This window comes from Agrobacterium sp. rho-13.3 (assembly GCF_033957765.2).
In the GTDB taxonomy this organism is placed as follows: domain Bacteria; phylum Pseudomonadota; class Alphaproteobacteria; order Rhizobiales; family Rhizobiaceae; genus Agrobacterium.
Genome location: NZ_CP192774.1, coordinates 1,889,733 through 1,902,045 on the forward strand (window position 1 = coordinate 1,889,733; position 12,313 = coordinate 1,902,045).

At 58.8% G+C, this 12,313-nt stretch carries 12 protein-coding genes; 8 read left to right on the top strand and 4 right to left on the bottom strand.

Annotated elements, in window-relative coordinates:
- Window positions 1-316 precede the first annotated feature (316 nt).
- Window positions 317-778 carry a tRNA (cytidine(34)-2'-O)-methyltransferase gene (locus tag RMR16_RS09410; RefSeq protein ID WP_320198481.1) on the top strand — a complete coding sequence of 154 codons (462 nt, stop codon included), beginning with the start codon at window positions 317-319 and terminating at the stop codon, window positions 776-778.
- Window positions 779-1,050: 272 nt separating this feature from the next.
- Window positions 1,051-2,703, top strand: coding sequence for a Na/Pi cotransporter family protein (locus tag RMR16_RS09415; protein WP_320198480.1), 1,653 nt, complete (start codon window positions 1,051-1,053; stop codon window positions 2,701-2,703).
- Window positions 2,704-2,706: 3 nt separating this feature from the next.
- Here the strand turns inward: RMR16_RS09415 and RMR16_RS09420 are convergent, their stop codons facing one another.
- Window positions 2,707-2,982: a hypothetical protein gene (locus RMR16_RS09420; protein ID WP_320198479.1), complete on the bottom strand. Its 276-nt coding sequence runs from the start codon at window positions 2,980-2,982 to the stop codon at window positions 2,707-2,709.
- A 121-nt stretch (window positions 2,983-3,103) separates the two neighbouring features.
- Between RMR16_RS09420 and hemF the strand changes: the two genes are divergently transcribed.
- From hemF to RMR16_RS09435, 3 genes are all read left to right on the top strand, one after another.
- Window positions 3,104-4,015: an oxygen-dependent coproporphyrinogen oxidase gene (gene hemF, locus RMR16_RS09425; RefSeq protein WP_320198478.1), complete on the top strand. Its 912-nt coding sequence runs from the start codon at window positions 3,104-3,106 to the stop codon at window positions 4,013-4,015.
- 121 nt (window positions 4,016-4,136) lie between these two features.
- Window positions 4,137-4,394, top strand: a complete 258-nt coding sequence (locus tag RMR16_RS09430) for a hypothetical protein (RefSeq protein WP_320198477.1) — start codon at window positions 4,137-4,139, stop codon at window positions 4,392-4,394.
- Between the two features lie 102 nt (window positions 4,395-4,496).
- Complete coding sequence (locus RMR16_RS09435; RefSeq protein WP_320198476.1) at window positions 4,497-4,685, top strand: DUF1059 domain-containing protein; 189 nt, start codon at window positions 4,497-4,499, stop codon at window positions 4,683-4,685.
- Here the strand turns inward: RMR16_RS09435 and RMR16_RS09440 are convergent.
- The 3 genes from RMR16_RS09440 to RMR16_RS09450 form a co-directional block, all read right to left on the bottom strand.
- Complete coding sequence (locus RMR16_RS09440) at window positions 4,676-5,935, bottom strand: CCA tRNA nucleotidyltransferase (protein WP_320198475.1); 1,260 nt, start codon at window positions 5,933-5,935, stop codon at window positions 4,676-4,678. The genes RMR16_RS09435 and RMR16_RS09440 overlap by 10 nt on opposite strands.
- Window positions 5,932-6,567, bottom strand: coding sequence for an NUDIX hydrolase (locus RMR16_RS09445; protein ID WP_320198552.1), 636 nt, complete (start codon window positions 6,565-6,567; stop codon window positions 5,932-5,934). Before RMR16_RS09445 ends, RMR16_RS09440 begins: the two co-directional genes overlap by 4 nt.
- 168 nt (window positions 6,568-6,735) lie before the next feature.
- Window positions 6,736-7,359, bottom strand: coding sequence for a DUF1285 domain-containing protein (locus RMR16_RS09450; protein ID WP_320198474.1), 624 nt, complete (start codon window positions 7,357-7,359; stop codon window positions 6,736-6,738).
- Between the two features lie 169 nt (window positions 7,360-7,528).
- Between RMR16_RS09450 and RMR16_RS09455 the strand changes: the two genes are divergently transcribed.
- Genes RMR16_RS09455 through RMR16_RS09465 form a run of 3 tightly spaced genes read left to right on the top strand, consistent with a single transcriptional unit; the run spans window position 7,529 to window position 12,310 of the window.
- The gene (locus tag RMR16_RS09455; protein WP_320198473.1) at window positions 7,529-8,539 is read left to right on the top strand and encodes an AAA family ATPase; all 1,011 of its coding nucleotides are present in this window, start codon (window positions 7,529-7,531) and stop codon (window positions 8,537-8,539) included.
- A 40-nt stretch (window positions 8,540-8,579) separates the two neighbouring features.
- Complete coding sequence (locus RMR16_RS09460) at window positions 8,580-9,497, top strand: DUF58 domain-containing protein (RefSeq protein ID WP_320198472.1); 918 nt, start codon at window positions 8,580-8,582, stop codon at window positions 9,495-9,497.
- The gene (locus tag RMR16_RS09465; protein ID WP_320198471.1) at window positions 9,494-12,310 is read left to right on the top strand and encodes a DUF4159 domain-containing protein; all 2,817 of its coding nucleotides are present in this window, start codon (window positions 9,494-9,496) and stop codon (window positions 12,308-12,310) included. The genes RMR16_RS09460 and RMR16_RS09465 overlap by 4 nt, the downstream gene beginning before the upstream one ends.
- The last annotated feature ends 3 nt before the right edge of the window (window positions 12,311-12,313 follow it).

Sequence of the window (12,313 nt, forward strand, 5' to 3'; positions counted from 1 at the left end):
CACATGACGATTCTTGCGTGAAGGAAAATGCGGCAGAACCGCGAGACACACCTAAGCCTGTAGAGGCGCTACAATGGCCGGGAGGCGATATCGAACTAGAATATTCATTTGAACCTCCGTGTTTGGTGTTGAAGATGGGCTCTTTTAGCTTAAAAAATATGCATTGGCCAGCTTGAAACCACCACGAATATTAGAAACTGCCTCACTACACGCGCCTGTGACTGCCGTGGCGCCAACACCCGGTCATCACCTTGCTTGTTTCACGCTCACAGCCCGTGATAAGCCCCCAGAACATTGCCCAGCGAAAGACGACACCATGCCCGATATCAGGATCGCCCTTTATCAACCGGATATTGCTGGCAACACCGGCACCATCCTGCGGCTGGCCGCCTGCCTCGGGCTTGGCGTGGACATCATCGAACCGGCAGGCTTCGACATTTCAGACCGCAACCTGAAGCGCGCAGGCATGGACTATCTCACCACCGCATCGCTGACCCGGTACGTCAATTGGGACCGTTTCGAAGAATGGCGCGCGTCCACAGGCCGCAGACTGCTTCTGGCGTCCACCAAAGCGGCCCTGCCCTACACCGCCGTTGACTACCGCCCGGATGACATTCTGCTTTTCGGTCGGGAAAGTGCGGGCGTGCCAGACCATGTGCACGACAAAGCCGATCAGCGGTTGATCATTCCGATGATGGAAGGCCAGCGCTCTATCAACGTCGCCATGTCGGCTGCGATGATGACGGGAGAGGCTTTGCGGCAGACGGCTTGGCGGTAATTCTCTATTTTTAGCGATGTCGTTTCCTCACACACCGTCACCCCGGATCAGGACCGGCATGACGGCGAAGGAGTGAAAGACCTCATCGCCTTTCCACACCAAAATGTCGCAAACAATCCTGTACGCACGAGTTTTGCCGGCGTATATTGATTAGCCAACTAAAGATTCTTGGTCCCGAAAACTTTCCGCGCAGCATGTCGTCCGAAAGCGAAAACGGTTTCGGACAAGGATATGCGTTGAAGATATAGACTGACGGAAGGAGGGCGACCCGAATGCAATCCACCATCATCATCGTCAATCTGCTGGGCGCGGTCGCGCTGCTGCTTTTTGGCTTGGCGCAGGTCAAGGACGGCGTGACGCGGGCTTTTGGCGTGAAATTGCGCACTGTGCTGGCCACAGGCACAAAAAGCGGCCCCCGTTCTTTTCTGTCCGGCTTTCTCGCCACCATCGCCCTGCAAAGTTCGACGGCAACGGCCTTGACCGTCGCCTCCTTCGCAGAGCGTGATCTCATCCGCCCGCGCATGGCGCAGATCGTTCTCCTCGGCGCCAATATCGGCACCGCCGTCACCGCATGGATTTTCGCGACCGGCGTGGCATGGCTGTCTCCCCTGCTCATCCTCACCGGACTGATTATTCGCAAGGGCAGCTCCAACGCCCGCCAGGGCGGCGGTTCGGCGATCGTTGGTATCGGCCTCATGCTGCTATCGCTGCATCTTTTGAGCAATGCGACGGAGCCAATGCGTGACTCGCCCGCTCTCGGCGCGTTCATCGGACTGCTGGATGGTGCGTGGCCGGTGGCACTTCTTCTATCGGCAGGACTGGCGTTCGTCTCGTCCTCCAGCCTTGCGGTGGTGGTGCTGATCCTGTCGCTGGCCTCTGCCGACATTCTATCCACCGGGCTGATTATCGTGCTTATTCTGGGCGCCAATCTCGGCGGAGCGATTCCGCCTGTCGTCGCGACCCTCTCGGGACCGGCCTCGGCTCGGCGCATTACCTTGGGCAACCTGATCGTGCGCGCCGCTGGCTGCGCCATTGCCTTGCCGCTGACATCTTACGGCGCGATGGCGCTTCAGAAACTGCCGCTTGCCGACGCCATGCTGCCGGTCGACGCACACCTCATTTTCAATCTTTGCCTTGCCGCTCTCGCATGGCCGTTCTCAGGCTTCATCTCGGACATGATGGCAAAGCTGGTGCCAGATGATCCCCGAACCGATGAAGGCCCGCATTTCCTCGACCTTGATGCGCTGGATACGCCGGTCGTAGCGCTTGCCAATGCAACCCGTGAAGTGCTGGTGGTTGGTGACACCATCGAGCGCATGTTGATCCGCGCCGAAAACGCCTTCAAGCACAATGACCTCGCCCCGCTGGTTGAAATCGTCACCCTGGAAAAAAGGGTGGATACGCTCCAGCAAGAGGTGAAAATCTACCTCTCGCAACTCGGTCGCAAAGGGCTGGATCAGGCTGACGCCCGCCGGTCGATCACCATCATCGACTACGCCATCAACCTTGAGCATATCGGCGATATCATCGAAAAAGGCATCTCCGAACAGATCCGCAAAAAAATTCTCAACGGCTTCAAATTTTCGGACGAAGGCTATGACGAACTTAAAACGCTGTTCGACATGACCATCGAAAATCTGCGCGCCGCCCAGAGCATTTTCGTCACCGGCGATTTTGACCTCGCCCGCCGTTTGATGGAAATCAAGATCGATATCAGACGGCTGGAAAAACAATCCTCCGGTCGGCACCTGGAGCGCCTGCGCGATGGGCTGACGCAAAGCCTGCAAACCAGTTCCTTGCATCTGGATATGCTGCGCGATCTCAAGCGCATCAACGCCCACATCGTATCGGTCGCGCATCCTATTCTGGATGAAGGCGGCGTATTGGGCGAAAGCCGCCTGCGGGCGGCAGATAGCAGAGTTTAACGATCAATCCGCAGATGGCAGCCGACGCATGGTGAACTCAATGCGGTCGTTTTCCAGCGGTCGCCAGCTTTCCACTTCGGTCCAGTAGGCCGCTTTCGGATATTCCTCGAACCATTCCTTGGCTTTGGCGCGCGCCTCATCGCGCGTCAGGCAAAACGTCTGCCGCACGAACATGCCGTTTTTATCGTTCTTGCGCCCACCCGCGACACGGTCCTGTCGATGAGCGTCGATCCTGCGCTTCAGGCCATCCAGTGGCGGTGGTCCGGCAAATTTCGTCATGACATTCACCTCTCCATCAAAAGATAGTGCGCTGCACCGCACTTGGCGAGTCGAATTTGTGCTGAACGCCCGCGCCTGTTAAATCCAAAGAAAAGAACGATTCGACGCGAGGATATCCACAATGGAACGACCGACTTTGCCGCAGGGCCTGCCGGACGACATCGAGGAGAAGAAGGCGCTGGCCAAGGGCTGGTTCGAGAGCCTGCGCGACACCATCGTCGCTTCATTCGAAGCCATTGAAGATGAGCTGCAAGGCCCACTCTCCGACCAGGAGCCAGGCCGCTTCGTGCAGAAGGAATGGCTGCGCGACGAAGGTGCCGGCGGCGGCGGCAAGATGTCGATGATGGAAGGCCGCGTCTTCGAGAAAGTCGGCGTCCACACCTCCACCGTCTATGGCGAGTTTTCGCAGGAATTCCGCAACCAGATACCCGGCGCGGAAGAAGACCCGCGTTTCTGGGCGTCGGGCATTTCGTTGATCGCCCATCCGGTCAACCCCAACGTTCCTGCCGTGCACTTGAACACGCGTATGGTCGTCACCTCCAGCCACTGGTTTGGTGGCGGCGCGGATTTGACGCCGGTGCTCAACCGCCGCCGCACGCAGGACGACACCGACACGCAAATCTTCCACCGCGTCTTTGAAATCACCTGCAACCGCCATGCCGTCGCGGACTATCCGCGCTACAAACAGTGGTGCGACGAGTATTTCTTCCTCAAGCACCGCAACGAACCACGCGGCACCGGCGGTATTTTCTTCGATTGGCTTCACCCGGACGAAGAAAAGGGCGATTGGGATGCCAACTTCGCGTTCGTGCAGGATGTGGGGCGCGCATTTAACCTCGTTTATCCGAAGATCGTGCGTGGCAATTTCAACCAGCCATGGACGGAAGAAGATCGCGATGAGCAGCTGATTCGTCGTGGCCGCTACGTGGAATTCAACCTGCTGCACGACCGTGGCACGATTTTCGGCCTCAAGACCGGCGGCAACGTGGAGTCGATTCTCTCGTCACTTCCACCTGTGGTTCGGTGGCCCTAAAAACTCACGAAAAGTTTGATTTTTGTTAGCAGATTCGAGCCGATTTTAGAAAATTGGGTCTTATGGAAACATTAAGGCGGTGATAGTCTCTGGGTTGTTGATGACTGGAGGAGCTATCGTCATGATTACTTCAAACAGCATGCCTATTTCTGCGGAAGGCCAAGGCCAGACGCGAACTATTCCAACACCTGAATTGATAGACCGTTTGGCAACAGAACTGCGTGCCACGGGAGACCGTGAGCTACCACATTCATTTTATGTGGAGCAGGTCAAACGCAAACTTGCGAATGAAACAGCCGCCAATGATGACAGGGTGGATTTGAACCGCACGCCGGCCGCAACGTCATCCGTGTTCAATTGCTGGGCACGTCCCGAATAGGGAACATATAGACGCCCTATCCGTTTGAATCGTCAACAAGGCAAAGTCTTTCCCAGAAAGGCTTGCCTTGTTTTCGTTCAAGTTCGAGGTAGGGAGGCAATGATGAGACTATTTGAATGTGGAACTCTCGTTCCCGGCTGTGATTGGCACACCCGCGCCGACGAAGACGCGGAAGTCGTACGCCGCACCGTTGAGCACATGCGTCAACGACACGGCGAGACCGTTATCCGCGAGAACATGATTGAGAACATCAAAACCCGTATTCGCGATGAGAATAAGGTTCAGGCCTGATTTTTAACGATATCCTGAAGCCGGGCGGTCAGCGCTGCCCGGTCCAGTGAGAAGTTGACGTCGATCCACTTCTCTTCAAGCACACCCAGTATTTCCCCAACCTTTGGACCCGGCGCAATGCCGCTGGCAATCACATCTGCGCCGCTGATTGGAAACTCTGGTCGTTGAAACTTTTCCGCCCGCGACAGCAGAGTGGAATACCGCGCAATCTTTTGCATCGCCTCTCCGGCAGACACATCAGCACGTGCCGCTGCCAGAGCCAGCTTCAACCGCATTTTTATGCCGTCAACGCCCTGCCGATACAGCAGCCGGTCAAACGCCGCATCCGCCATGGCTAGATCGATCACAGGCGCGGATGCCCACTGCTTCAAACGCTTGGCTTCGGAATTCGACATGCGAAGCCGTGAGGCCATCGCAATCACCCTCTCAAGGTCGGTGGGAACGATGGCGGCCAATCGCATTATCGGGTCCGGCGTCCAGCCCAGTGCCTGTTCCGCAGCCACCAGGCCGTGAATGGAATCGATGCCCCATTTTTCCGTTTCCGGCAGAACTTGCGCCAACACACCAGACTGCCGCATCCACAAAAGTGCGCGGGACGGGTCTTCTGCGGCCAGCAGTTTTTTCAACTCGCTCCAGACACGCTCAGCCGACAGCGTCGAAATCTTGTCCTTGGCGCGGGCGCTGGCCCGCAGGCCATCAGCATCCGGTCTTCCCGAACCATAATGTGCGAAGAAGCGGAAGAAGCGCAGCACACGCAGATAATCCTCGGCAATGCGCCTATCTGCATCACCGATGAACCTCACCATGCGCGCTTCGATATCCGGCATCCCGCCGATCAGGTCGATCACCGCGCCAGACGCATCCGCATAGAGCGCGTTGATCGTCAGGTCGCGCCGCTCGGCGTCTTCCTGCCAGTCGGTGCCGAATGCCACCTGCGCGTGGCGACCATCGGTTTCCACATCGCGGCGCAGCGTCGTGACTTCATAGCCTTCGCCATCCACCACCAGCGTCACCGTGCCGTGGTCGATGCCGGTTGGAACAGCCTTGATGCCAGCCTCTTTCGCCCGCTCCACCACATCTTGCGGCGGCAGCGTGGTGGCGATGTCGATGTCGCCCACCGGCATACCCATCAGCGCATTGCGCACGGCCCCGCCCACAACGCGGGCCTCACCACCATCGGCATTCAGAAGCGCAAAAATCCTTTTAAGGCCGGGTTTGGAAAACCAGTCTTGCCCGGAAATGCTGCTCATGAATAAAACCTCTCGTAAATGCTGCGCACGATGCCCGCCGTAATGCCCCAAATATACCGTTCGCCATAGGGCATTTCGTAGAAAAACCGCTCCCTCCCCTGAAAGATGCGGCTGGCGCGGGTGTGGTTTGCCGGGTTCATCAGAAACGACAGCGGCACTTCGAAAACCTCGTCCACTTCCGTGGGGTTCAGCGTCAGATCGAACCCCGGCTTCACCACGGCAAGCACCGGCTTGATGCGAAAGCCTGTGCCGGAAATATAGTCCGGCAAACGCCCCACCGTTTCAATGAAAGAGCGCGACAGCCCGATCTCCTCTTCCGTTTCGCGCAGAGCAGCGTGTTCCGGCGAGCGATCTTCCGCGTCGATCCCGCCGCCGGGAAAAGAAATCTGGCCGGAATGTTTGCGGAGCGTGGAGGTTCGCTGCGTGAAAATCACCCGCGCATCGTGCCCGTAATCCACGACCGGCACCAGCACGGCAGCGTCCTTCAGCCGAATGCCATCACCCGTCAAACGCACACCGGGGTTCAGAACATGGTCACCATTGTCGCGGTCTTCCCGTTCGGCCACACCTTCGCCATCCTCAAGCACACGACGACGAAAATCGGCGGCGGAAAACGCTAAAAGATCATGCATGGCAGACAACACCGCCAAAACTGTCCTCATTCCTGTGCTTGTCACAGGAATCTAGCCAGCCCAGTCGTGGGCTGAAAGAGTTTTCCCGCCGCGCAGACGCGCAGCAACTGGATTCCTGTGACAAGCACAGGAATGAGGGGCGTTGGGCGTTCAATAAAAAGGCTGGTTTCATTTCGATAATTCACTCAATTCATCGGCTCGCATAACCGGAAATATTTCACCACCAGAGCGGACGGCAAACATCTGCTGTCCCTCGATCTCAACCACCTCGCCCAGTTCCACCAGATCATACATCACCGCCCGCGACACCAGTGCCTCCAGCCATCCGCGCACCAGAAGATAAGGTTTTAGTTCGCTGTTCTCGCCGCTGATTTCGAAACGCAACGGATGCTCCGCACCCACCTCCACCACGTCACCCACATTGGTGCGGAAGGTTAAAAGCGGCGCACCGTCTTTTTCGCCCACATTCATCTCCACCGCCACAAAGGGCGCATCCACCACGCGAATGCCTACTTTTTCCACAGGAGTTACGAGATAGGTCTTGCCGTCCTCGTCCTTGCGCAAAACGGTGGAAAACAGCCGCACCAGCGGCGCCCGGCCAATCGGCGTACCCATGTAAAACCATGTGCCATCAGCGCGAATTTCCATATCCAGATCGCCACAAAACGGCGGATTCCAGCGTTCCACGGGTGCTGGACCACGCGTTTTTTCGCCAACCTGCTCGGCAGCGTGGGCAATCATCGCGGCCAGTCCTGCCGCATCCTTCGCGGAATTTATCGTATCAGCCGCCATATTCGAGCCCTGCTTTGCCATTTATGCAATGAATGGAACATAAGTAACGAGATAGTCATTCGAAGGATGCTTGTCAGCGGGCAGGATGGCAATAAGCTATATGCAGCGCGAAATCCGTCCTGTATGCGAGTCGTTACAACAGCTGCGGCAGAGTTTTGAGGAGAGCGATATGGGCATTATGAACACCAGCGAAACCCTCGACGAAAAGGCGATCATCGCCGCTGCCGAAAAGGCGCTGTCGGATATCGCCGCCATCCGGGCAGAAGTCTCCAAAGTCATCTTCGGTCAGGAGAAGGTGGTGCAGAACACGCTTCTCGCCGTCCTGTCTGGCGGCCACGCGTTGCTTGTTGGCGTTCCCGGCCTCGCGAAGACAAAGCTCGTCACGACACTCGGCACCGTTCTGGGGCTGGATGCCAACCGTATTCAGTTCACGCCGGACCTTATGCCATCGGATATTCTCGGCTCGGAAGTCATGGATCAGGATGAGAGCGGTCGCCGCTCTTTCCGTTTCATCAAGGGACCGATCTTCGGCCAGCTTCTGATGGCTGACGAAATCAACCGCGCCAGCCCGCGCACGCAATCCGCCCTGCTGCAAGCCATGCAGGAATACCACATTACCGTTGCCGGTCAGCGTTTTGACCTGCCCAAGCCATTCCACGTTCTGGCCACCCAGAACCCGCTGGAGCAGGAAGGCACCTATCCCCTGCCGGAAGCCCAGCTTGACCGCTTTCTGTTGCAGGTGGATGTCGATTATCCCGACCTTGCCGCCGAACGTCAGATTCTCCTGGACACGACAGGCACAGCATCCGGTGAAGCCCGCCGCATGATCGACGCGGAACGGCTGATCGAAATCCAGACCCTCATTCGCCAGATGCCAGTCAGTGACAAGGTGGTGGATGCAATCCTTGCCCTGGTGCGCTCTGCCCGCCCCGGCCATGGCAACAAATTGACCGATAAAAACGTTGCATGGGGACCGGGACCGCGTGCTGGCCAATCGCTGATGCTCACCGCCCGCGCCCGCGCTCTGTACGAAGGCCGTCTCGCACCGTCGCTGGACGATATCTACGCGCTGGCGGAGCCGGTTCTGGAACACCGCATGGCGCTGACATTTGCGGCGCGTGCGGAAGGCATGTCGGTTCGCGACGTCATCGCCAGTCTCGTGGAACAGGCAAAAGCTTAAAGCCTTCAGGCTTGAACTGACTGCTTGAAAAGGAGTGCATGTGGCATCCATCGGCCAGATCGTAGAGCAGACGCCCGGCAGTGACGTGCTTGCCCGTGCGCGCCAACGTGCCGCTCTGGTGCCGGATTGCATGGTGGAGGCCAAACGCATTGCCAACACCGTGACAGCAGGCTGGCACGGCCGCCGCAAACGCGGCATTGGCGAAAACTTCTGGCAGTTCCGGCCCTATGCAGACGGCGAAAGCCTGTCGCGCATCGACTGGCGCCGCTCCGCCCGCGATGACCATACCTATGTGCGGGACCGGGAATGGGAAGCCGCCCACACCATCTGGCTCTGGGCAGACCTCTCGCCATCGATGATGTTCAAATCCACGCTCGGCACGGTCTCGAAAGAAAGCCGTGCGCTGGTGCTGATGCTGGCATTGGCGGAAGTTCTGGCGCGTTCCGGTGAGCGCATCGGCTGCCCCGGCATTATGGAACCCGTCTCTGCCCGCAATGCAGCGGAGCGTCTCGCAACCGCCATTCTGCACGCGCCACCCACAACGGGCCTGCCGGATACCAGCATGATCCGCGGTTCCAGCGATATCGTGCTGATCGGTGATTTTCTCGATGACGCGACAACCGTTATGGAGCGCCTGTCTCCGCTGGCGCGCCGTGGCCTGCGCGGTCATGTGGTTGAGATTGCCGACCCTGCCGAAGAAGTCTTTCCCTACAGCGGTCGCACCGAATTTTCCGACCCCGAAACCGGCGAAAAACTGACCTCCGGTCGCGCTGAAACCATTCGCGATGATTACACCCGCGCCTATTTCGCACGGCGGGACGCCCTGTCTTCATCGCTTCGCCGCCTCGGCTGGAATTTCGTCTTCAATCGCACGGACCATCTGGCGTCCGAAGCACTCGTGGCCATGCACATGTATCTCTCCGGCGCGCCGGTTGGCGCAAACGGGGGCCGCACATGAGCGCATTGCCTTTCGTTTTTACCAGCCCGTTCATTCTGTTTGGCCTTCTTGCGCTCCCGGCCATCTGGTGGCTGCTGCGCCTGACGCCACCGCGCCCGAAAACGGAAATCTTTCCGCCACTGCGCATTCTCGCAACCGTGCTGAAGCGCGAAGAAACCCCGTCAAAAAGTCCGTGGTGGCTGACGCTTCTGCGCATGGCACTTGCCGCCGCGGTGATCTTTGCGCTGGCAGATCCCGTCATCAATCCGCGCAATGCCACGCTGGCGGGTAGCGGCCCCTTGGTGCTGATCGTGGACAATGGCTGGGCCGCAGCACCGGATTGGGAGCGCCGCGTTCGCACCGCGCAAGCCTTGATTGGTGACGCGGAGCGGGCGGAACGCCCCGTCGCCATCGCTTTCACCGCAGACCGTGACCACGATGCCGAACCCGGCACGACGGCAGCAGCGCTGGAAAAACTGGCCGCTGCCAAACCGCAGCCTTTGGTGCCAGACCGTATTCGCACAGCAGAATCGGTGATCGAAGCGTTGAATGGCACCGCGCCCGGCACCTTGGCCTATATCACAGATGGTGTTGCGACGCCGAATGACCGCGCCGCCCTCAGCAATCTCGCCACCATGCAATCGGCAGAGTTTCGTGTGGTGGAAGGTGATGGACAGGCGATATCCGCAATCACAGGCGCTGAAAACGGCGCCGAGACCATGAGCGTCTCCCTCTCGCGTCTGGATACCAGCGGCCCTGCCAACCTGACGATCAATGCGCAGGACAGCCAGGGGCGCATTCTTGCAACCGATACCGCCACCTTCGCGCCGGGCGCCGCAGAAACCAAGGCGGTTTTGAGCGCGCCATTCGAACTGCGCAATGATTTCGCCCGCCTTTCCGTCGAGCGTATTGCAACGGCTGGCTCCGTACATCTGCTGGATGACGGTTTCCGCCGCCGTCGTGTGGCGCTGCTGGCGGGTGAAACCGGCAATGATTTCCAGCCCTTGTTGCAGCCGCTGTTTTACATCAGCCGCGCCATCCAGCCCTATGTCGATCTGGTGCCACAGCGGCAGGCCGATCTGTCCGTCGCAATCCCCGAACTGCTGCAATCCAACCCATCCGTCATCGTCATGGCTGATATCGGTCGTCTGCCGCAGGAAACTTACGCGCCCATTCAGCGCTGGCTGTCACAAGGCGGCACCTTGATCCGTTTTGCCGGACCGCGCCTTGCCGCCGCGCCTACAGATGATCCCCTGGTCCCGGTAACATTGCGTCAAGGTGAACGGGCGCTGGGCGGCTCTCTCTCATGGGCAGAACCACAGCCGCTGGCAGATTTTCCCAATTTCGGCCCCTTTGCAGGAATGCCGAAGGCTGATGGTGTTCACATCAAACGTCAGGTTCTGGCCGAACCGACACCCGACCTTGCCGAGCGCACATGGGCAAGTCTTGCCGATGGAACGCCTCTGGTCACCACCCGCAATGTCGATGCAGGCCGCATCGTGTTGTTCCACGTCAGCGCCGAAGCCAGCTGGTCCGACCTGCCGATCTCAGGCCATTTTGTGGAAATGTTGCGCCGCATCGTCCAATTGTCACAGGTCGGTGGCTCATCCGCCTCCGCCAATGCGCCTACCGCAGCGCTACCGCCTTACCGACTTTTGACAGCCAATGGAGCGCTTTCGCCAGAAATCGGCACCGCCCGTCCTCTGGACGTCAAACCCGGCCAGTCCCCTCGCGCCAGCTTTGATAACCCTCCCGGCCTTTATGGCACGGAAGCCGGTTTCGTGGCGCTCAACCTGCTGCCGCCGGACGCTGTCCTTCGCCCGCTGGATACATCGCTCGCTGGCACGGCCACCACGCGGGAAGGACTTGTTGGAGAAGCGGCAAAATCCCTGCGCCCTGCCCTGTTCATTGCGGCCCTGTTGATGTTGTTTGCCGATAGTCTCATCGTTCTGTTCATGCACGGCGTGTTTTCACGTCTGCCTCGTACACGCACATCCGCCGCTGCCGCGATCCTGCTCACCTTTGCTGCAGGACTGACGCTCTTCTCACCGGATATCGCCCGTGCGGATGACCCGAAACCCGGCGATGAAGCGATTTTCGAGCGGCTGGATACCACCCACCTCGCTTATGTCCGCACCGGCGAAGACGATGTGGACCGGATCTCGCAGCAGGGATTACAGGGGCTGTCCGAGTTCCTCACATGGCGCACGACGCTGGAACCCGGTGAGCCTGTTGGCCTTGATATCTCCAAGGATGAGCTGGCGTTTTATCCCATCATCTACTGGCCGATCTCTTCCACAGCGCCGATGCCTTCGACGGCTGCCATTTCCCGTATCGATGCCTATATGCGGGCGGGTGGCACGGTGTTGTTCGACACACGCGACCAGTTTTCCTCCTTGGAAATTGGCGGAAACACCAGTCCCAACAGCCAGCGCCTTCAGGAAATCCTCGCTAATGTGGATATTCCACCGCTGGAACCGGTGCCGAAGGACCATGTCGTCACACGGTCATTTTACCTGCTGAACAATTTTCCTGGTCGTTACACCGGAAGTCCGCTGTGGGTGGAATCCCGGCAGGATGCCGCCAAAACCACATCGGGCATTTCTTCCTCTGCCGATGGCGTGTCGCCTATCATCATCACCGGCAATGATTTTGCTGGCGCTTGGGCCATCGATGCCAACGGCGCCCCCGTGCTGCCCACCGTGCCGCCGGATGAGGTGCAGCGCGAACACGCCTTCCGCACCGGCGTGAACATCATGATGTATATGCTGACCGGCAACTACAAGGCAGATCAGGTGCATGTGCCCGACATCCTCCAGCGGTTGGGGCAATAAGCC

Coding starts and splice junctions, on each gene's coding strand:
- RMR16_RS09445 (WP_320198552.1), bottom strand. CDS start 6,567: ATGCATGATCTTTTAGCGTTTTCCGCCGCCGATTTTCGTCGTCGTGTG.
- RMR16_RS09440 (WP_320198475.1), bottom strand. CDS start 5,935: ATGAGCAGCATTTCCGGGCAAGACTGGTTTTCCAAACCCGGCCTTAAA.
- RMR16_RS09465 (WP_320198471.1), top strand. CDS start 9,494: ATGAGCGCATTGCCTTTCGTTTTTACCAGCCCGTTCATTCTGTTTGGC.
- RMR16_RS09420 (WP_320198479.1), bottom strand. CDS start 2,982: ATGACGAAATTTGCCGGACCACCGCCACTGGATGGCCTGAAGCGCAGG.
- RMR16_RS09455 (WP_320198473.1), top strand. CDS start 7,529: ATGGGCATTATGAACACCAGCGAAACCCTCGACGAAAAGGCGATCATC.
- RMR16_RS09430 (WP_320198477.1), top strand. CDS start 4,137: ATGATTACTTCAAACAGCATGCCTATTTCTGCGGAAGGCCAAGGCCAG.
- hemF (WP_320198478.1), top strand. CDS start 3,104: ATGGAACGACCGACTTTGCCGCAGGGCCTGCCGGACGACATCGAGGAG.
- RMR16_RS09410 (WP_320198481.1), top strand. CDS start 317: ATGCCCGATATCAGGATCGCCCTTTATCAACCGGATATTGCTGGCAAC.
- RMR16_RS09435 (WP_320198476.1), top strand. CDS start 4,497: ATGAGACTATTTGAATGTGGAACTCTCGTTCCCGGCTGTGATTGGCAC.
- RMR16_RS09450 (WP_320198474.1), bottom strand. CDS start 7,359: ATGGCGGCTGATACGATAAATTCCGCGAAGGATGCGGCAGGACTGGCC.
- RMR16_RS09415 (WP_320198480.1), top strand. CDS start 1,051: ATGCAATCCACCATCATCATCGTCAATCTGCTGGGCGCGGTCGCGCTG.